This window comes from Pseudomonadota bacterium (assembly GCA_027624955.1).
GTDB lineage: Bacteria > Pseudomonadota > Alphaproteobacteria > UBA828 > UBA828 > PTKB01.
The window spans coordinates 1-20,357 of the sequence record JAQBTG010000052.1; the positions used below are offsets into that span (position 1 = coordinate 1).

The 20,357-nt window shown below is 59.8% G+C and carries 19 protein-coding genes; 11 read left to right on the forward strand and 8 right to left on the reverse strand.

The window, feature by feature from the left end; translation table 11 throughout:
• The coding region (locus O3A94_15680) for a hypothetical protein (GenBank protein MDA1357694.1) at window positions 1–216 on the reverse strand (216 nt) is incomplete at its 3' end.
• Window positions 217–601: 385 nt separating this feature from the next.
• Between O3A94_15680 and O3A94_15685 the strand changes: the two genes are divergently transcribed.
• A complete protein-coding gene (locus O3A94_15685) occupies window positions 602–1,531 on the forward strand; it encodes a DMT family transporter (protein MDA1357695.1) in 930 nt (309 codons plus the stop codon).
• A gap of 374 nt (window positions 1,532–1,905) precedes the next feature.
• Here O3A94_15685 and O3A94_15690 read toward each other — a convergent pair whose 3' ends face one another.
• Window positions 1,906–2,328 carry a GFA family protein gene (locus O3A94_15690; GenBank protein ID MDA1357696.1) on the reverse strand — a complete coding sequence of 141 codons (423 nt, stop codon included), beginning with the start codon at window positions 2,326–2,328 and terminating at the stop codon, window positions 1,906–1,908.
• Window positions 2,329–2,566: 238 nt separating this feature from the next.
• Here O3A94_15690 and O3A94_15695 point away from each other — a divergent pair, with 238 nt between their 5' ends.
• Genes O3A94_15695 through O3A94_15705 form a run of 3 tightly spaced genes read left to right on the forward strand, consistent with a single transcriptional unit; the run spans window position 2,567 to window position 4,653 of the window.
• Window positions 2,567–3,583, forward strand: coding sequence for an LLM class flavin-dependent oxidoreductase (locus O3A94_15695; protein ID MDA1357697.1), 1,017 nt, complete (start codon window positions 2,567–2,569; stop codon window positions 3,581–3,583).
• A 19-nt stretch (window positions 3,584–3,602) separates the two neighbouring features.
• The gene (locus O3A94_15700) at window positions 3,603–4,091 is read left to right on the forward strand and encodes a DM13 domain-containing protein (GenBank protein ID MDA1357698.1); all 489 of its coding nucleotides are present in this window, start codon (window positions 3,603–3,605) and stop codon (window positions 4,089–4,091) included.
• A gap of 49 nt (window positions 4,092–4,140) precedes the next feature.
• Window positions 4,141–4,653, forward strand: a complete 513-nt coding sequence (locus O3A94_15705) for a DinB family protein (GenBank protein MDA1357699.1) — start codon at window positions 4,141–4,143, stop codon at window positions 4,651–4,653.
• Between the two features lie 25 nt (window positions 4,654–4,678).
• Here the strand turns inward: O3A94_15705 and O3A94_15710 are convergent, their stop codons facing one another.
• Together O3A94_15710 and O3A94_15715 are read right to left on the reverse strand one after the other, a co-directional pair.
• The gene (locus tag O3A94_15710; protein MDA1357700.1) at window positions 4,679–5,800 is read right to left on the reverse strand and encodes a C45 family autoproteolytic acyltransferase/hydrolase; all 1,122 of its coding nucleotides are present in this window, start codon (window positions 5,798–5,800) and stop codon (window positions 4,679–4,681) included.
• A gap of 61 nt (window positions 5,801–5,861) precedes the next feature.
• Window positions 5,862–6,305, reverse strand: a complete 444-nt coding sequence (locus tag O3A94_15715) for a tetratricopeptide repeat protein (GenBank protein MDA1357701.1) — start codon at window positions 6,303–6,305, stop codon at window positions 5,862–5,864.
• A gap of 178 nt (window positions 6,306–6,483) precedes the next feature.
• On the opposite strand from O3A94_15715, the gene recQ reads away from it, so the two are divergent.
• The 5 genes from recQ to O3A94_15740 all read left to right on the forward strand — a co-directional run bounded on the left by recQ (window position 6,484) and on the right by O3A94_15740 (window position 14,376).
• Window positions 6,484–8,316: a DNA helicase RecQ gene (recQ, locus tag O3A94_15720; protein MDA1357702.1), complete on the forward strand. Its 1,833-nt coding sequence runs from the start codon at window positions 6,484–6,486 to the stop codon at window positions 8,314–8,316.
• 70 nt (window positions 8,317–8,386) lie between these two features.
• A complete protein-coding gene (locus O3A94_15725; GenBank protein MDA1357703.1) occupies window positions 8,387–10,744 on the forward strand; it encodes a caspase family protein in 2,358 nt (785 codons plus the stop codon).
• Between the two features lie 138 nt (window positions 10,745–10,882).
• Window positions 10,883–11,965, forward strand: coding sequence for a hypothetical protein (locus O3A94_15730; protein MDA1357704.1), 1,083 nt, complete (start codon window positions 10,883–10,885; stop codon window positions 11,963–11,965).
• Window positions 11,966–12,042: 77 nt separating this feature from the next.
• Complete coding sequence (locus tag O3A94_15735; protein MDA1357705.1) at window positions 12,043–13,605, forward strand: trimethylamine methyltransferase family protein; 1,563 nt, start codon at window positions 12,043–12,045, stop codon at window positions 13,603–13,605.
• Between the two features lie 36 nt (window positions 13,606–13,641).
• Window positions 13,642–14,376 carry a hypothetical protein gene (locus O3A94_15740; GenBank protein MDA1357706.1) on the forward strand — a complete coding sequence of 245 codons (735 nt, stop codon included), beginning with the start codon at window positions 13,642–13,644 and terminating at the stop codon, window positions 14,374–14,376.
• A 67-nt stretch (window positions 14,377–14,443) separates the two neighbouring features.
• Here O3A94_15740 and O3A94_15745 read toward each other — a convergent pair whose 3' ends face one another.
• The 4 genes from O3A94_15745 to O3A94_15760 all read right to left on the reverse strand — a co-directional run bounded on the left by O3A94_15745 (window position 14,444) and on the right by O3A94_15760 (window position 18,554).
• Entirely contained in the window at window positions 14,444–15,952 is a 1,509-nt protein-coding gene (locus O3A94_15745) for a Do family serine endopeptidase (GenBank protein MDA1357707.1), read from the reverse strand.
• A gap of 142 nt (window positions 15,953–16,094) precedes the next feature.
• On the reverse strand, window positions 16,095–17,462 hold the full coding sequence (locus tag O3A94_15750; protein MDA1357708.1) for a HAMP domain-containing sensor histidine kinase: 1,368 nt from the start codon (window positions 17,460–17,462) through the stop codon (window positions 16,095–16,097).
• Complete coding sequence (locus O3A94_15755; GenBank protein ID MDA1357709.1) at window positions 17,449–18,126, reverse strand: response regulator transcription factor; 678 nt, start codon at window positions 18,124–18,126, stop codon at window positions 17,449–17,451. Before O3A94_15755 ends, O3A94_15750 begins: the two co-directional genes overlap by 14 nt.
• A 14-nt stretch (window positions 18,127–18,140) precedes the next feature.
• A complete protein-coding gene (locus O3A94_15760; GenBank protein ID MDA1357710.1) occupies window positions 18,141–18,554 on the reverse strand; it encodes a GFA family protein in 414 nt (137 codons plus the stop codon).
• 320 nt (window positions 18,555–18,874) lie between these two features.
• On the opposite strand from O3A94_15760, the gene O3A94_15765 reads away from it, so the two are divergent.
• Both O3A94_15765 and O3A94_15770 read left to right on the forward strand, forming a co-directional pair.
• Window positions 18,875–19,189: a PAS domain-containing protein gene (locus O3A94_15765; protein ID MDA1357711.1), complete on the forward strand. Its 315-nt coding sequence runs from the start codon at window positions 18,875–18,877 to the stop codon at window positions 19,187–19,189.
• Between the two features lie 60 nt (window positions 19,190–19,249).
• Window positions 19,250–20,335 carry a PAS domain S-box protein gene (locus O3A94_15770; protein ID MDA1357712.1) on the forward strand — a complete coding sequence of 362 codons (1,086 nt, stop codon included), beginning with the start codon at window positions 19,250–19,252 and terminating at the stop codon, window positions 20,333–20,335.
• The last annotated feature ends 22 nt before the right edge of the window (window positions 20,336–20,357 follow it).

A 20,357-nucleotide genomic window follows, 5' to 3' on the forward strand; every position in this document is an offset into this window, starting at 1 on the left:
CTGTACTGCCGGGTCAGCCGCCTCCCCGGCGCAAGCTTGATAGGCCTTCACTTCCGATTTGTAATGATTGAACTTCACCCGTGTCGAAGGCAGACCCGACAGCGGCAGAGAGATTGCTTCCGGCGCCGCACATTCATCAGCGCTTGCGGGTGATAAACCTGTAGGTGGCCCAGCCAAAACCAGCGAAGCCGCCAACAACGCAAAAAATAGCCTCATGCCGCCTCCAAAGCGCAAGCATGTGAGGAACGGGATGCTGTTGCCCGTCGGGTTGGCAAAGCAACAGGATACGAAAACCGAGGGCGTCCAAAAAACTTGGGTCTATTCAGGTTGAATAGCCCCTACATCGGTAGACGCTTTCTTTCCTAAATTTGAGGCAGTAGGTTCAATACATCTTCACCGGTATATCGCTTCCTGGCTATCCCAGTACCTCCACATACTCGTAGATAATCACGAATTACGTGGCGCAGATATAGGGGGGCAGGACACGCATAGTCCGAAGCTAACAAGCTGAGAAAACCTCTTTTCCCGCCGCCCACCGCCACACCCCACCCCACCGCACTTCATTCCGCCGTCGCCGCGTGCTAGGTCATGCGCCATGAAAATGACCGACAAGAATAAATTCCTGTTCATCCCCGCTCTCGCATTGGCCGGCGTGATATATAGCGCGCTCTTTCCGGTGAATCGGATGAGCGTCGAATATGGCCTGCCTTATATCGGCTATGTGTTCTGGTTCTCGCTGCTGGCGACGCTGGTGTTGCTCGCCGTCACCGCCTACAAGCGCGAGCTGCAGCCCCTCACCTGGCTGCATATCCGCGCCTATCTGGTGCTCGGCATCATGGCTGTCGCGCTACCGGTGCCGCTCCTCACCTTTCTCGCGCCCAAGCTGCCGGTCGGCATTATCACGCTGCTGCTGGTGTTGGTACCGCTGCTGACCTATGCGATGTCGTATTTTCTGCGCCTTGAGAAATTCCGCATCTCCGGCATGCTCGGGGTGTTGCTCGGCCTCGGCGGCATGTTGTTCGTGTTGATCCCGCAAGCCGGGCTGCCGACGCCTGATATGGTGTGGTGGGTTATCCTCGCGATGGTCGGGCCGCTGTGTTTCGCCGCCTGCAACGCTTTCGTCATTATCCTGCGCCCGCCCGGGACACCGTCGATGATGATGGCGGCGGGCATGTCGTCCGGCGCCACCATATTGTTGGCACCTGTGATGTTGTTGACCGACCAGGCTTTTGTCTTTCCCACCGCTTCGCTCGATGCCAATCTGGTGATCCTCTACGCCGCCGCGATCACCGCGGCGGTCACCGTGGCCTGGTTCTATTTGGTGCGCATCACCGGGCCGGTGTTTTTCTCACAGTTCAACTATTTCATCGTGCTTGGCGGCTTCGGCTGGGGCTACATCCTTAATGATGAGCGCCACAGCTTTTATGTCTGGATCGCCACGGCGATGGCCTTCGCCGGCCTCGCCATCTTCACCCATGGCACCAGAGGAACCGTTGAGAAGGTGGAAGAGGCCCCGGCAGCGGCGGAATAGCGCCGGAATAGCGCCGGGGTAGCGCCCGCCGGCGCGATACCATTTGAACGGCGGCGGCTATTTGGACAGCGGCGACGGAATAAGCTGCAATTGTCTCGCTCCCGCTTACACGGTTATTTTTTCACCAACGCTAGCTCTGTGACCAACCGCGCGAGCCATTTTCGAGCGCCGCCTCTTTGACAGGTGCCAGCCCTGTGACCGGCCCCAGCCCCTTGACCAGCGCCAGCTTTGTGACCAACGCCAGCCCTGTGACCAACGGCCGTTGTTTGGCCAGCGGCGCCAGCTATCAGATCATTGCGGCCCTTTGGCCCACACAGCCATCCCGTTGATCAGCGCTATCCCTTTGATCAGCGCCGGCCCTTTCACCAGCGCCGCTATTTGGGCGGCGGTGCCGGCTGGGTCTCTATTTTCTTCATGCTATCGAGATCGCCCACCCAATGCTGGGCCGAGCGCGTCCATACCTGTGCCTTCGGCGTCAGTTCGCCGCGCTGGCGGATGGCGCCGAGGCGGAGGCCGTAATTCTTTGGCCCGTCGCCGGTGTTGGTGGCATAGATCGGCGTGCCGCAATTGGGGCAAAACGCTTGCTCACGCGGGTTACCGCTTTCCGCCGTTTTAACGTAAATCTTCAGCTCGCCGGTCAGCAGCTTGAAGCCGTCGGTCTCGGAAAACACCACCGCGCGTAAGGGGGCGCCCGACATGGTCTGACAATCGGTGCAGTGGCACGCCACCACACGCTGCGGGTCGACCTCCGCTTCATAGGTGATATGGCCGCAATGGCAGCTTCCGTCTATTTTCATCGCTTCAGCGCCTATCAATTGTTGTTGGTTTCGCCGTGGCGGCGATAATACCAGAACTTCCGGCCGCGCGGCACGCGGCGATATATAGGGTCCGCGCGGCACGCGGCGATATATAGGACCCGCGCGGCACGCGGCGATATATAGGGCCCGCGCGACACACGGCGATAAATTAGGTCACGCGGCATACGGCAATAATTCAGGCCACGTGCCGCCCGGCACAAAAAGGCAGGTTCGGCAGATGCAATATACCTTCTTCCTGCGCGGGCAATATCCTCAGGGCGAGGATATGGTGGCACGCTTTGATGATCTCGCGGCCGAGGCCCGCCTCGCCGATAAGCTCGGCTATAGCGGCATTTGCGCCGGCATGCATTACGCCGCCCATCCGCTGCAAATGCTGGCCCAGATCCCGTTTCTCTGCCGCATCGCCGCCGAGGCGCCGAATTGCCGGATGATTCCGGGTATCGTGTTGTTATCGCTGCATAAGCCGCTGGATATTGCGGAGCAGCTCGCGACCCTCGATGTGATCAGCGGCGGGCGGCTGGTGTTTGGCGCCGGGCTGGGCTACCGCGAGGTCGAGTTCAAGGGCTTCGGCACCACGCAGGCCGAGCGCGGGCCGCGGCTGGAGGAAAATCTTGAAGCGGTGTTGCGCCTGTGGACCGAAGACCATGTGACCATGAAGGGCAGCCATTTCGAGCTCGATGATGTGACGCTCTCGATCAAGCCGGCGCAGAAGCCGCGCCCGCCGGTGTGGTTTGGCGCCAATGCCGATGCTGCCGTGCGCCGCGCCGCGCGCCTCGGCGATACCTGGTTCATCAATCCGCATCAGCGCATGGACACCATCGAACGCCAGCTCGGCATCTACCAACGGGAGTTGGACGCGTTAGGTAAGCCGTTCCCCGATGAATTGCCACTTATGCGCGAGATTTTCGTGGCCGGCTCGCGCGAGGAGGCCATGCGTCTCGCCCGCCCCTATCTCGAAGCCAAGTACCAAGCCTATCACGCCTGGGGCCAAGACAAAGCCATGCCGCCTGGCGATGACGATCTCTCGCTCGATTTCGATGAGCTTCTGCGCGATCGATTCCTGTTCGGCTCGCCCGAGGAAGTCGCCGAGCAAATTATCGGCTACAATAGCAAACTCGGCGTCAACAGCTTCGTCCTCGGCATGCAGTGGCTCGGCATGCCGCACAATCAAGTCTGCGATGCCTTGCAACTGTTCGCCGAAGAAGTCATGCCGCTCGTTGCCGCAGGCATCTAACCCCTCAAGGAGATTAAGCATGCCCTGGACATTTTGGCCGTTGCGCATCGCCGGGGCCAGGCTACTGGCAGGCTCAGGCTTGCTGGCTGGCTTCCTATCTCTGGCTGGCTTCCTATCGCTGGCGCTGGCGCTGTCGATCGCAGTCCCGCCGCCGCTTCATGCCGAGGAGATCATTGCCAGCGGCGAGTTTTACGACGCCCATCACCCGACCAGCGGGCGCGCTGTCATCGTGGCCCGCGACGATGGTGGCTATGAATTGCGCTTCGAGAATTTTACCTCCGACGCCGGTCCGGATCTTTTCATCTACCTCAGCACCGCCGAAGAACCGCATTCGGATTCGGCTATCAAGAACGCCGAGTTCGCCAATCTTGGGCCGCGCAAGGCGCTCACCGGCGGGCAGAGCTATATCCTGCCCAAGGGCGTCTCGCCGGAGCGCTTTAAATCGGTCGCCATCTGGTGCCGCACCTATTCCGTCATGTTCGGCGCAGCCCCCCTCGAGCAGCACTAAACCACCGCTAAACCAGCGCTAAACCACCACTAAACAAGGACAGCCGAACATGATTTCGACCGCTTATGTTCAAACCATGGCAGCCTATAACCGCTGGCAAAACGGCAGCCTCTACGCCGCGGCCGCCACGCTTTCCGATGCCGAGCGCAAGCTCCCGCGCGGCGCCTTCTTCGGCTCTATCCATGGCACGCTGAACCATATCGTGTGGGGCGATCGCATGTGGTTGAGCCGCTTTACCCCAGCGCCGCCGCCGCCGGCCGTGTCATCAATGGCCGAGACGCCCAACATGCACCCAGCGTGGGACGATCTCGTGGCGGCGCGGAACGCCTTGGATGATGATATCGACGCCTGGGCTTTGCGCCTGGATGCGACCTGGCTGGAGGGCGAGTTAAACTGGACGTCAGCCGCCCTCAAGCGCGAATTCACCAAGCCGCTGTGGCAGTTGGTCACCCATATGTTCAATCACCAGACCCATCACCGCGGCCAGGCGCATGCCATGCTGACGGCGGCGGGCGCTCGCCCCGACGACACCGATATTCCGTTTATGCCGGAATCGAGTTGACCAGGGCCGCGGCGACTTAGGCGCCTCAGGCGGCTTGCTCGCACATCTCCAAGGTGTGATGCGTCATCGCGTTGCCGCCGGCATTGCCGCTGCTCATCCAAGCCTCACCGCTGGCCGGCTCAAAGATCACCGAAGCCACGGTGCGCAATCCCTTAATGCTACCGCCTTCCGGCTCCTTGGTATAGATGCCCCACGGCTCATTGTGGCGGTCACAAAGAATCGCGCGATAGGCATCATGTTGCGGCCGATCAGACAGCCCCGCCAAGAGTTGCTGGGCGCGCGCATAGCGCATCAGCGAGTGCGAGCCATAGGCTGAAAAATCGCGCGCCTCGAAATTCTTACCGCGTGTGCCGATGAAATGGTTGGCGTGCACGGCGTAGGCTTCCGGGCCTTGTAAATTCTCCCAGCCAGTGGCGGTGGATTCGATATTGAACAACAGCCCGCCGGCGTCGCCGAGGATGTAGTTCATCGAGCCCGCGCGCTCACAGCCGAGCAGCCGGGCCAAGGCATCGCCGGGGCGCGTCTGCTCGAGCATGGCGCGGATGATAAAGGTGTAGGGCACGCCGAGCCGGCTGTCGGATCCGTAGAGCTTGTTGATGACGACGGCAAAGCCGCCACCGGACAGGCCATTGGCGCCGAGCGCGCCGGCGAACGAAAGCGCCAGCAGCTCGACCCCATTGCTGCGCGTCTTGAACGCGAAGGCGGCAGCCTCATAGATTTTCGACATATCGTAAGTTTGTCCGACCACGGCGCTCTGCTCGCCGATCGCGCCCTGGCTGCCGCGGCGATGCGCCCAGGAGGTGCAGCCGCCGAGCCCGGCCGGTGCCAGCGGATGCAAGACATCGTAACTTTCCAAATAAAGATTTTGTGCCAACACTTGGTTGACCGTCATCCGCGCGCCCGCGGCGATGCCTTCGAGCTCAGCCCAGAGATGCGGCGCATAGGCTTCCGCATGTGGGCGGAAGCGCGCTGCATAAGCCTGGTAGCTGGCATCATCGGTGATGCCGCGCGCCGCGATAGCGGGCTGCGACACCAGCTGGGCGAGATGCGCTTGATAGAGCGTGTTGGCTTCTTCACGCAGCGCCTCGCCATGGGCTTCGCCGCGTTTGCGCGGCTCCTCCGGCAGATCGAGCATTCGCAACGTCATCGCAAATTCCTTTCTCGGGTCCAATTCCCAAACGGGCCGCATGCAAATCTAAGAAAATAACCTAGGTCGCGGCCCGCCACTCTTCAGCGCGGCGTTCGGCTTCGGCGATATCCTCCGGCGTCATTTGCCGAACGATCACCTTCAACAAGCGTTCGGCGTTTTTCTTACCTTGCGCCGCCGCCAGGCTAAACCACATATGGGCGGCGATATTATCCTTGGTGACGCCCGAGCCACTCGAATATGCCACGCCCAGCGCAAATTGCGCCTGCGCATGGTTCTGCATCGCCGCCTTTTGCCACCAGTCTACCGCCAACGCGCGATCCGGCGGGACGCCTTTGCCTTCGTTATGCATGCTGCCGAGCGCATATTGCGCCCGCGCATGGCCGCCCTCCGCGGCAGCCTGCATCTCCGGCAGCGCTGCCACATAATCGCCAGCCTTATACGCTGCCATGCCAGCGTCGAAATCGGCCAGCGCCGGCTGCGCGGATAGCAACGCGAACGCCAAGATTAATCCGGAAGCACATATCATCACACGATGTATCATTTCATTCACAGCATAGCCTGTGCAGCAGATCGGCGGAATATTTTATCCTGTGGCGTGGCGCGGCCAAATTATCGGAAGCGATCCGGCGGCCACACGGCAAAGATTGTGATGGCGCAGGGTTTAAGAGATGGTGGCGGCCATGACAGCGGTCGATTCCCATTCGCATAAGCACCACATCCTGAAAGACGTGTTCGGTTTCGACGCCTTCCGCCCGGGCCAGGAAGAAGTGGTCGACGCCGTGCTGGGCGGCGAGGATGTCCTCGCCGTGATGCCGACCGGAGCCGGAAAATCGCTGTGTTTCCAGGTGCCGAGCCTGGCGCTCGGCGGCCTTACCATTGTCGTCTCGCCGCTGGTGGCGTTGATGCAAGACCAGGTGATGGCGCTGAAGCTCGCCGGCGTCGCGGCGGACAGCATCAACTCCGCGGCCACGCGCGCCGACAATGTCAACGTCTGGCAACGCGCCGCCGCCGGCGAAACGCGGCTTCTCTATATGGCGCCGGAGCGCCTGATGACAGAACGCATGCTGGACGCGCTCAGCCGCCTGCCGGTCACGCTGTTCGCGGTCGATGAGGCCCATTGTATTTCCCAGTGGGGCCCCGCCTTCCGCCCTGAATATGAGATGCTGGGCGACCTGAAATCCCGCTTTCCGGGCGTGCCGATCGCCGCCTTTACTGCCACGGCCGATGAGGTCACCCGGCGCGACATCGCCAAGCGCCTGTTTACCGGCCCGGCGCGCATCTTCGTCGCCGGCTTCGACCGCCCCAACATTCTGCTCGGCGTTGAGGTCAAAGACCAATGGAAGCGCCAACTGCTTGAATTCCTGAAAGACCGCGAGGGCGAGAGCGGCATCGTCTATTGCCTGTCACGCAAGAAAACCGAGGAAGCGGCGGGCTATCTCAACGAACATGGCTTCAACGCCTTGGCCTATCATGCCGGCATGGAGGCCGGCACCCGCGCCGCCAACCAAAACCGCTTTTTGGCCGAGCGCGGCATCATCATCGTCGCCACCATCGCGTTCGGCATGGGCATCGACAAAGCGGATGTGCGCTTCGTCTTCCATACCGACATACCAGCCAGCATCGAGGCCTATTACCAGGAAATCGGCCGCGCCGGGCGTGACGGCCATCCCGCCGAGGCGCGCATGCTGTTCGGCCTCGGCGATATGCGCATGCGGCGTATGTTTATCGAGGACGAGGCCAGCGACGCGGAACGCAAACGGCGCGAGCATAAGCGCCTCGACGCGCTGATCTCCTATTGCGAATCACCGGGCTGCCGGCGCCGCGTGCTGCTCACCCATTTCGGCGAACAGCCGGAGCCCTGTGGCAATTGCGACATGTGCTTGAATCCGCTGGAACTGGCCGATGGCACCGCCCATGCCAAACTCGCCCTGGCCGCTGTCGTGGCAACCGGCGAGCGCTTTGGCGCCGCCCATATCATCGACGTGGTGCGCGGCGGCCAAACCGAAAAAACCGGCTCTTTCGGCCATGACCGGTTGGACCTGTTCGGCAAGGGCGCGGCGCTCAGCCGGCGCGAATGGCAATCGATCCTCCGTCAAATCGTCGCCGCTGGGTTTCTGCGCCTCGACATCGGCGGCTATGGCGGCCTCAAGCTGACACCCGCGAGCCAAGCGCTGATGGCAGGTGACAGCGAATTCCACTACCGCCAGGACACGATAAAGCTGAAGGCCGAGCGCAAACCGAAGGTGGCGCGCGAAGCCATAGCGGATTTTACGGATAGCGAAGTGCTGTTGCTCGACCGCCTCAAACAACTGCGCCGCGACCTCGCCCAGGAACGCGGCGTGCCGGCCTACGTCATCTTCTCCGACCGCTCGCTACAAGAGATGGCGCGCCGCCAACCGCACACAGTGGACGAATTCGCCAATATCCACGGCGTCGGCGAAGCCAAACTGCGCGACCTAGCGGAGACATTCCTCATCGCCATCGCCGAGGACAGCGCGATGGCGGAGCTGTAAACATATCTCGCCTGCTCTCTTTTGAATAATAGTGCCTGAGCGACGACGCTTGACCCTAAGGAGAACTTCAATGTTTCGGATCGCATTTGCGGCGCTATCACTGATCTTTATGGCCGCGTTAAGTCACGAACCAGTGCGAGCGGCGACATCCGAGTTCGATGGAAACTGGTCGCTAACCATCGGCAGAGGATGTGTTGGCTCCCAGGGGTTTCCCGCCGGGAACTATGAGGCGGTGATCGAGAATGGCAGACTGAAAGGTCAAGTCGGCGGTTCGAGTAGCTTCGGCGGCACGGGCAGCGAAGAAAGCCTAAAAGGGGAAATCGAAGAAGGCGGCCAATTGCGCGATGGGAAGCTGGGTTTCAGAGTACTCAACGGTCGAATCGATGGGAATTCCGGAGCCGGCATGCTGCAATTCCGCAACATGTGCTTGGCGGAATGGCAACTGACCCGCTTGTCGCCCCCTCCTGTGCAGAACAAGGGTTCGGAATTCGACGGCCGCTGGGCGATAACGTTCGAAAGTGGATGTGATAATCCCGGCAGGTATGAGGCGGTGATCAACAATGGCGTACTGAGCGCCGTAATCCCGCGGCGCGGCAGAGATGAAAAACTAAAAGCGCTCATAGATGGCAATGGTAATTTTCATGATTCTCGATTGGGTGTCAGAAATTTCACTGGCCAGATAAACGGAACTGCGGGAAGCGGCGTCGTCTCGCATCGCACCAACTGCCTCGCCGGGTGGGATATGGCCCTGGTCGAAGCCACAAATGCGGCGCCGGTTCGACAAGCGGCCCAAACTCGCGAGCAAAAACCCGTTGCCGTGGCCACGGATGATGTGGCGCCATTGATCGATACGCAACGCACCGTGCAGACCGAAGGGTCGGTGATCGAATTGACCGGGCGGGTGAGCGACAGCTCGACGATTATTGAATTTACCGTAAACGGCGCGGCTTCGGCGCTACAGGCGGATGGCGGCTTTTATATCAAACGCGGCGTAGCGCAAGGCCAGAGCGAATTGGTGATCGCGGCGCTCGATGAATGGGGAAATCGCGCTGAGCGCCGCGTGCAGGTGACGCGGAGTGCGCAATCCGTCACGCGCAACGCCGATTCCAACGCCTCTGCAACCGCCAGCAATGCAGACAACGCCGCGCCGATGATCGCCCTTGCACCGTCGATAGAGACCAGCGAAGCGATCATCGAAATCACCGGCGGCATTATCGATTCTTCGGCGGTCGTCGATGTGCGCGTCGGCGGGCGCTCAGTGCCACTGAACGCAGACGGCACGTTCAGCATCCGCCGCGGCGTCGCCATCGGCGAGAGCGAACTGGTGGTGACCGCGCTGGATGAATGGGGCAATGAGGCAGAGAAGCGCATCCGCATCACCCGCCACGCGCCAGCAGTGGAGCCGGTCGAAGAATTGCAAACCACGGCGATCACCGAAGAGACCGGCGACAGGCAGGCGCCACGCATCACACTACCGGACAAGCTCGAGACCGAGGGCCCGGAAATCATCATCGCCGGCAGCGTCGCCGACGATTCGGCGGTGTCCGAATTGTTCGTCAATGAGCGCCCCGTGAGGCTCCGTGCCGACGGCAGCTTCCGCGTCAGCCAAGCCCTTAAGATCGGCGTCAACAAGTTTGCCTTCACCGCCATTGACGAATGGGGCAACAAGGCAAGCGCCACAGTCGACGTCATGCGCCAACAGTTGGACCTGGCGCTCGGCAAATACCACGCCCTGGTGATCGGCAATAATGATTATGGCGACATGCCAATATTGAAAACCGCTATCGCCGATGCCGAGGCGATTTCCGCTGTGTTGGAAGACCGCTATGGCTTTACGGTCACCAAGCTGATCAATGCAACGCGCTTCGACGTCATCAGTGCCATGAGCGATCTCCGCGCCAGCCTCTCTTACGACACCAACCTCTTAATCTACTACGCCGGGCACGGCATCGTCGATCCGGTGACTGACCGTGGCTATTGGCTGCCGGTCGACGCGCATCAGAGCAATTCAGCCAATTGGGTATCGAACGACGACATCACCGACATGCTGAAGGCGATCCCTGCGCGGCATATTTTGGTGATCGCCGATAGTTGCTATTCGGGCACGCTGGTGCGCGCGGCGCCGGCCGATTTCGACACCTGGGAGGATCGCCGCGATTGGCTGAAACGCATTGTCGAGAAACGCTCGCGCACGGCGCTGGCCTCGGGCGGGTTGGAGCCGGTAGCGGATGCCGGCGGCGGCAATCATTCGGTATTCGCCGCAGCGCTCTTGGGCGTGTTGCAGGAAAACACGGAGATTGTCGAAGCGACGGTCTTGTTTGCGCCGGTACGCAAGAAAGTGGTGCTAAACGCAGACCAAACGCCGGTCTATTCCGACATCCGCCTCGCCGGACATGACGGCGGAGATTTCATCTTCGCGCCGAAATAGACGCCGGACAAAGATGCGCCACGCCTATTCCGGCAAATCCGCTCTACAAATGTCGTGAAAACATTGAAACAATTTTCTATCATTTAGTGTGGGAATTTCGTTAGTATAGGTGTCCGGGATGCCCAGGGGACATTTGAAATGCGCGCTTTCAAGATATTCCTGGTCGTCTTCGCCGCATTGGTGCTGCGCCTGCCTGTTGCGATCATTATTACCGCCACACTTACAGCGCTAATCACTGTCATTTGGTATCTTCTCGATTCATCCGGAAACTATTCGGAATTATCGAGGTTGTTTATTGCCGTTTCCCTGCCGCTGGCGGTCGTACTGTTGCCGGCTGCGCTGGTCGCCTGTTTGAAATCAAAATTCACGCTGAGATCTCGCTTGTTTTCCTCGCTCAAGACCTGCGCCGTGGTCCTGGTATTGTTCGTTGCCTGGAATGGTTTTCTGCTGTCTCTGATAAGCTCCGGCGATCCAGACATTTCGTCCCGCGCGGTCGAACCATCTCTTATTGTCGACCTAATTTTTCACGTTCTCCTGCTTATCTTGTGCGGCGTTTTGGCGCTAAAATGGTTGCCGTCGGGCAAGACCATTGCTGTCCACCAGGGCGCGACTTCAGGCGTGTCAATTCCGGTCCACTCTGTACAGCCGGCAAAGAGGCTCGTGCCGACGGCGCCAAGGCCCTTCACGATGAAAATGTTCGAATATTTGATAGCGGCTTACGTTGTCGCGCTCGTCGCACAATTTGTTATCGGATACGACCTAATGCATTCCAGTGACCAGGGGGCCAATCGAGCCTTTGCCGAAGCCATCGTAGATAGCGTCGTGGGAGACGATCCACTGAGGGCGGTAGTCTCGAAATCTCTGTTGGTTGATAAAGCTATGTATGACATGTCGCGCGACGGTCCGGCCACTTACATCGCCATCGGTGTTGGTTGGATGATCGCCATCGTGGTTTTCACCGCACTAGTTTCGAGACTGTTCAAAAAGAACATCCGCTATATTTTGGCCGTACTTTTTTGTATTCAAGCTGTCCCGACGATCCTGCAATTATTCAATTTTGAATTGTTCAGAGTGATCGATCAAACTCTCCTGATAACGATGGTCAATATTGGCTTGGTTGTAATTTTTGCAGCCGCACTCTGTTTTGTGTTCTCCCGGCAATCCAATGCCTGGTTTAGAAGCGGCCAGATCAGCTGCAACGGACAGCTTGATTATTCGTAGCTATTGGCGGCGCCGCACTGCACCGCGATTGACGCTTGCCCGCCGTTGTCCGTAACTTCTAATCGGGAGGAACGCGGATGAGTGACGAAGCAGCAGATAGGCTGGCGCCAAAGCGACGGCGGGCCGGTGGGCGGGCGGCGAATTTGCGAGGCAAGGGCGCGGCGATTGCGCAACTGCCGTGGAGCCTGCCGATCAATTCCGACAAGCCGACAGAGCCGCTCGACGAAGCGGGCGTCGCCGCCATCCATCACGGTGCGACGCGCGTGCTGGAAGAAATCGGCATCGAATTTCTACACCCGGAAGCGCTGGAAATATTGCAAAAGGCGGGTTGTAAGGTGACCGGCCAGAATGTCCGAATGGACCGTGACTTCGTGATGACGCAGGTGGCATTGGCACCCACGAGCTTCACCATCACGCCGCGCAATCCTGGGCGGCGCATCGAAATCGGCGGCCGGAATATAATCTTCGGCAATGTCACCAGCCCGCCCAATTGCTCCGACCTCGACCGCGGCCGGCGTGCCGGTGACCGCGAAAGCTACCGCGATCTCATAAAGCTCACGCAATATTTCAACTGCATGCATTTCGCCGGCGGCTATCCGGTGGAGCCGGTAGATATTCACCCCTCGGTGCGCCATCTCGATTGCCTGCACGACAAGCTGTTGCTGAGCGACAAGGCGGTGCACGCCTATAGCCTCGGCAAGGAGCGCGTCGAGGATGTGATGGAAATGGTGCGTATCGCCGGCGGCCTAACCTGGCAGGAATTCGAAGAAACGCCGCGCATGTACACCAACATCAACTCGACCTCGCCCTTGAAGCATGACTATCCGATGCTCGACGGCGCCATGCGCCTGGCGCGTCGTCGCCAGCCCACCATCGTCACGCCGTTTACCCTGGCCGGCGCCATGGCACCGGTCACCATCGCCGGCGCGGTGACACAGTCGATAGCCGAAGGGCTCGCCGCCATCGTGCTCATTCAAGTGATCTCGCCGGGCTGCCCGGTGGTGATCGGCAGCTTTACCTCGAACGTTGACATGAAAACCGGCGCGCCGGCCTTCGGCACTCCGGAATATATGCGGGCGACGCAGATCACCGGCCAGATGGCGCGATTTTATGGGCTGCCGCTGCGCGCTTCAAACGCCTGTGCCGCCAATTATCCGGACGCTCAGGCCGCCTGGGAAAGCGCGTTTTCACTGTGGGCGGTAGTCTCGGCGCAGGTGAATGTGGTTTATCACGCCGCCGGCTGGCTCGAAGGCGGCCTCTGCGCATCCTATGAGAAATTCATTATGGACTGTGAGACCTTGCAGCAGATGATCGTTTATATGCGGCCGGTCGGCAGCAGCGAGGCGGATATCGCGTTCGATGCGATCAAGGAAGTTGGGCCGAACGGGCATTTCTTTGGCGCCCAGCATACGCAAGAGCGCTATGAGAACGCTTTCTACGGTCCGTTCCTTTCAGACTGGTCGAATTTTGAAAACTGGGAAGACGCCGGCTCCGTGCAGACGCCGGAGCGCGCCAACCGCATCTGGAAAAAGATCCTCGCCGAGTTCGAGCCACCGCCGCTTGACGCAGCCATCGCCGAGGAGCTGGACGCCTTCGTTGTCCGGCGCAAGCAAGAAGGTGGTGCACCAACCGATTTTTAGCCGGCAGCGAGGTACGGAAAACGACATGACAACGACATGACAATGAAGATCATCGGCGTCGGCTTCGGCCGCACCGGCACCCAATCCACCTATACAGCGCTCACCCAGTTGGGCTTTCCTTGCTATCACATGTTCGAAGTGCTGGGGAACAAAGCGAATAAGGGCCATCTCGATTTTTGGCGCAAGGTCGCCAATGCACCGGCGGGCCAACAGCATGACTGGCCGCAGGTGTTCGCCAAATATACGGCGACGGTCGACAATCCCGGCTGTTGCGTCTGGCGCGAATTGATGGCGGCTTATCCGGACGCCAAAGTGCTGCTCACCCACCATCCGCGCGGCGTCGAGGCGTGGTACCAAAGCACCCTGGAGACGATCTATTTCACCGAGACCATGTGGCAGTTTAAATTTCTCAAGCTGGTAACGCCGTTTGCCCGCAAGCTCGGCGACATGACCCACAAGCTGGTGTGGCAGCGCTCGCACAGGGGCACGATGGCGGACCGCAAAGCCGCCATCGCCCGCTATGCGGAACATGTCGCTGAAGTGAAAGCCGCGGTGCCGGCCGAGAAGCTGCTGGAATATTCCGTTGATCAGGGTTGGGCGCCGCTATGCGAATTTCTCGGCGTGCCGGTACCGGACAGCAAATTTCCCAACGTCAACGACCGCGCCGCATTTCAAAAGACCATCGCCGATATCACCAAAGGCGCCTACATCATCCTTGGCATCGCGGCGATCGCCCTGGGCGCTATCCTTTACGGCATCGTCAGCATTTAGCCGACACGCTCGGCGTACAATGTCCGGCGCAGCGAATTTGCTGCACCGGACACCGTAATTCCGCCGATTATGCCTTTGGCAAGGGCAGCGCGACGTAGCGCTTCTGGCCGTTGCGGTTCATCAGCAACAGCACCGCCTGGCGCTTGTTTTCCTCAGCCAAGCGAATGCCGGCAGCGACTTCATCCGGCGCCGATACCGCTTCATTGCCGACCGAGACGATGACATCGCCGGGGCGAATCCCTCTGCCCGCCGCAATACCGCTGCGCTGGAGATCGGTGACCACGACGCCGGTGACTTCCTCGCCAATGCTGAAGTTTTGCCGCGCCGCATCGTCGAGCGCAGCGAGCCTGACGCCCAACGCTTCAAGCGCATCGCCTTCTGGCAGCTGGGCGGCGACCTTTGCTTCCGACGGCGTTCCGACCTTTGCCTCGATGGTGAGGGTCTCGCCGCGCCGCCACACTGACAACAGGGCCGGCGCGCCGACCTTAAGCCGGGCGATGGTGCGGGTGAGATCACGCAATTCCTTCACCTGCACATCATTGACCGAAAGAATCACATCACCCTGCATCATGCCGGCGGCGGCGGCTGGGCTGCCGGCCATCACCTCGGAAACGATGGCGCCATCTGCATCGGCAATGCCAAGACTTTCGGCCATCTCATCGCTGAGTTGCTGAATGGCGACGCCGAGCCAGGCGCGCTCGACTTTGCCGTCATCCATGAGATCGGCGACGATATCCTGGGCCAGCGCTGCGGGGATGGCGAAACCGATGCCGACATTGCCGCCGCTCGGCGAAAAGATCGCCGTGTTGACGCCGATCACCTCGCCCTGAGTGTTGAACAATGGGCCACCGGAATTGCCTGGATTGATCGGCGCATCGATTTGCAAAAAATCGTCATACGGGCCTGAGCCGATGCCCCGTCCGCGCGCCGAAATAATGCCCATGGTGGCGCTGTGGCCGAGGCCGAAGGGATTGCCGAGCGCGACCACGGGGCTGCCGACGCGCATCGCAGTGGAATCACCAAAGTTCAGCGCCGGCAACGCCACCGGGGCGTCTATTTTCAACAGCGCCAGGTCGCTTTTGGCATCGCCGCCGATTAGAGTTGCAGCAAGCCGTGTGCCGTCCATCAGGGTGACGAAGATTTCCTCACCGCCGTCGATAACATGGCTGTTGGTCACCACATAGCCGCCCGAATCGATGATGAAGCCGGAGCCGGAGGATTTGTTGCCGTGCGGCTGGGGGTGGGGTTTTGAATGCGGGCCACGCTGTTGCGGGCCGCGCCGATGCTTGAAGAACTCCTCGAACGGCATCGCCTCTTCGCGCTCCATGCTGCCGGAGACCAAATGCATCGGGCGCGAGACTTCAATGCTGACCACCGCCGGGCTCACCGCTTCGATGACATCGGCGAAATTCACAGTCATATAGACCGCTTCAGCGTGTGGCTTCTGCGCGCCAGGCGCTTCGGCTCGGAGGCCATTTACACTGATCGCGCCGGACGTCGCGGCGAGCAGAGCCAGGCCGGCCAGGGAGCCCAGCAACAGCCGTTTACGTGATGTCGAAATGCGCGATTTCTTCATGGTTCAACATTCCTTTTCGTCTGAACCGGGCCGTCGCAGCGCCCGATTGGTGAGACCAGAGGGTTCGATCATGCTGGATAGGTTGAACCGGGGCGGCTAACGCAAAGGTGTCCGGCACATTAAAGTTTTGTAATGTTGCCGCCTAAAACGTCAATTGGACGCTGAGCCCGCTCAGATCGCTGTCTGACAGCTCTAATTCCGCGCCGTGCAATTTGGCAACGCCGGCGACCAGGCTGAGCCCGAGGCCGCTGCCGGCAGCGCTGCGGCTGACATCTAGACGGACGAAGCGCTGCAGAACACGCGCGTGGTCCGCCGCCGGGATGCCCGGACCGGAATCGGAAATAATCAACCGAGCTGGATCGCGGCTGAGTGCAATCGCGATGCTGCCGCCCGCCGGCGTGAATTTGACCGCGTTGTCGAGCAGGTTGCCCACCGCCTGGCTGAGAAATTGCCGGTGCCCAGTAATTAGGCACCCCTCCGCGATGTTCAGAGCCAGGGAGACGCTTTTGTGCTCGGCCAGCGGCCCGTAGAGATCGGCCATATCGTTGACCACGGCGGAAAGGTCCACGCTTTCCATGGCGGCCCTGCCGGTCCCGGCTTCGGCGCGGGCGATGGCGATGAGGGCATCGAAGGTTGCTAATACGGCGTCGGCCTCGGCGATCGCCCGGGTGACGGCGCGCCGAGTTTCCGCCGCTTCAGGGCTGCTCTGGCGCAAGGCCAGCTCTAGGCTCGACTTCAGTCGGGTGAGCGGGCTTTTGAGATCATGCGTCACACTGTCGGTGACGGTGCGCATGCCGGTCAGCAAATGTTCGATTTCGGCGAGCATATGGTTGAGCGTGTCCGAGAGGCGATCGAACTCGTCGCCGCTGCCGCTCACCGGCATGCGGCGCGATAGATCGCCTTCGATGATCTCGCGGCTCGCCGCTGCGACGCCGTCGACCCGCCTGAGCATGCGCCTGCTCATGAAATAGCCGCCGGCGATGCCGAGCGCGATGGTCACAGCCAAGGCCCAGCCGAGTGATTGAATCATGGCGCTTTGAAATTCGCCGCGCGCGCGGATATCGCGGCCGACCAGGAGGCGGAAATTGCCGCGCAGCACGAACGACCGAGCGCGAAATTCGCGGCGGTCGAAATCCTTCGCCGCATCGAACGCCGAGACATAAAGCCAATCACCGTCACGCCGTGCTGCCTGCGGCCAGGTGCGGAGGTTTCCGGCCAGCGCATTGCCCGCCGGATCGACCAGCAAATAAATACTTTCGGCGTCACCGGGCGGGGTGCTGCGCTCGGCGACGATGGTGCGCAAACGCGCGAGGCCCTGAGCGCGATATTGTTCGGACAGGCCCTTGATTTCCGCTTCGATGGCGGCGTTGGTTTGTGAATCGATAATCTCGATGCTGGTCAAATAGATAAAGCCGAACAGCACCAGCACCGAGGCGCCGAACGGTGCCAGATACAACAGCGCGAAGCGGAACCCGGTGGTGCGGAAAAAACTGGCGCTACGCTTCCGCACGCAGACAATATCCTGCGCCGCGCACGGTGTGCAGCAGGGGCGCCTCGAAGCCCTTGTCGATTTTCTGACGCAGGCGGCTGATATGGACGTCGATGACGTTGGTTTGCGGATCGAAGTGATAGCCCCAGACATGTTCGAGCAGCATGGTGCGTGTCACCACCTGCCCGGCATGGCGCAGGAGATATTCGAGAAGCGCGAACTCCTTAGGTTGCAATGCTATGTCACGCCCCGCACGCACGGCTTTGCGCGCCAAAAGATCGACCTCAAGATCGCCGAGTTTGAGCGCTGTCTCCGCCGGTGCTTGACCGGCGCGCCGTGCGAGCGCGGCAAGGCGCGCCTCCAGCTCGGAAAACGCGAAGGGTTTGGCGAGATAATCGTCGCCGCCGGCATGGAGACCCTCGACCCGGTGGTCGGTCTGGCCGAGCGCGCTTAGGATCAGCACCGGCAGCCGGTTGTCCGCCGCGCGCAAAGCGGCGATCAGTGAAAGCCCATCGAGACCCGGCAACATGCGGTCCACCACAGCGGCGTCGAAGGCGCAATGAAGCGCCAAATTGAGGCCGTCAGGCCCGGTCGCCGCGACATCTACCGTATGGCCAATCTCACGCAGGCCCTTCTCGACATAGGCCGCCGTTTCGGCATCATCTTCAACAAGCAAAACATGCATGCCGGTACCACACTCTAATCCGAAGCTTCGCGCACCACGCCCTTGTCGTATCTGGGCAGGTCATCGGCCACATTCAACCAAGCAAGCTGCTCCTCGCAATGGACATGAAACTCGGGCGCGTAATTCTCAGGATCGTCGAGGCTGGCGGCGTAAAAATGTATCTCATGCTTGAAGCGATCTGCGTCATAGGCCATCGGCGTGCCGCAGCGTTGGCAAAACAGGCGGCGAACGCCGGGCGAGGATTCATAAACCCCCGGCGCGACGCCGGTGAAGCTGTAGGCCGCGCGCGGGACACCGAAGAAACTGACCATCGCCGCCGAGCAATTGCGCCGGCAGCTTTCGCAATGGCAATGGCCGCTCCAATTTTCCGGCCCGCTATATTGATATGTTACATCGCCGCACAGGCAGCGCCCGCTTGTCTTAGTCATGCTCGCAATTCTCCTTCGATCCATGTCGTAGCGTTGGTTAATCCCACATTCCCCGGATGCGCTTGTCATTCGCCCGGGATTTGCCCAATATCGATGGGAGTATCTGTATATTGGGCACGTCTTGTGGAGCGCTTCGCCTTGTTGAACGATGTCAAATAGCGTACCTCAGGTTAATCAGTTGTTAAGTTTAATTATGGTTAATATTAACCTATATAATTGTTCCAAATTACGTGAATAGAGCCACTGTGCAACCAGTGAAGAATCTTTCACGCGAGGTCCCCTAGCTGCGGCGACCTGAGATATCTGCGAAAGGCGTCTAGGTGTCCGCTAAGCCCGCGAGAGAGAGCAGCGACTTACTTCGGGAACGGCTCGACCTCGCGTTCTGGGCAACGAACTCGGCCATCTGGGATTGGGATGTAGAGAATTATCTGATCTGGCTTTCGCCTGGAATTCAGCTTCTCTTCGGCCGCGGCGACGAAGAGATCACCGAACATTTCGATATCGATTTTGATGGCGATTGGGGAACGCGCCTGCATCCCGACGACCGCGCTCGTGTGATACGTGCGCTTCGCGATCATTTGGAAAACGATACGCCCTATGACGCAGAATACCGTTACCGCCTACCAAGCGACTAATATATCTGGATCCGCTCGGTAGGCCGCACGGTTCGTGCCGCCGATGGCAGGCCGCTACGCATGGTCGGCTCAAATAGCGATATTACCGCGTCCAAAGAGGCAGAGGCAGTGCTGCGGGAGCGCGATGAGATGCACGCGACCGTTGCCGACCTCAGTGAGGACCTGATCTGGATTTTCACGGACGGCGTCATTGTCTATTGCAATGATTACGCCGTACATGCATTGGGATTGAAGCAACGAGAGGATCTGATCGGGACCTCAGTACTGTCCCTGCTGCATCCTCGTGATCACGAAACAGCAAAGCTGCAATTCGCTCAATTATTGAAGGAAGGAATCGCAACGCCGAGCCGGGAAATTCGCCTCGTTCGGCCCGATGGTAAGGAATTAATCGTCGAAACCAAGGCTTGCCCCTACAGGTATCAGGACAAGCCGTCCGTCCTTGCCATCGCCCGCGACATAACGCAGCGCAAAGGGGATATTAAGAAACTTCGTGAGAGCGAGGCAAAACTTCGCCAACTGGCCGATGGCTCAATCGCTGGCGTACTTATTCACCGAAATAATAAATCGATTATCGCCAATCAGACATATGCCGAAATTTTCGGATACAGCTCGCCGGAAGAAATTTTCGCGCTCGACAGTATTTTATATCTGATCGCTCCACATGACAGAGACCGCATAGCAGAGTACGGAACTCGTCGTACGGCAGGAAAATCTGCGCCGGACATCTACCAATTTCAGGGGACTCGTCAAGATGGCTCACTGATTTGGGTGGAGAGCCACGCAAGTATCATTGACTGGGACGGCGAGCCTGCAACCCAGATTACCCTAATCGATATCAGCGAACGCAAGGCGGCCGAGGAAGCGCTTTCGGACAGCAATTCATTGCTCGTGCATGTGCAGGAGATGGCGCATCTCGGAAGTTGGGAAATAGATTACGAAAAGAACATGGTGACCTGGTCCGATGAGATGTATCGCCTGATCGGCTTGGAGCGCTCCGACTATGACGGGCAGCCGGGCAGTTTCCTCTCCCATGTCCATCCCGACGACCGCGACCGGGTTGCCAGGAATGCAGAAGAACAGAGGAACGGCAAAGACCTGGAGTGTCTGACGTCAGCGCCTATGGAACAAACTAGTCGGATTGCATAAGGGAGGGTTTCTGTCTCATCGT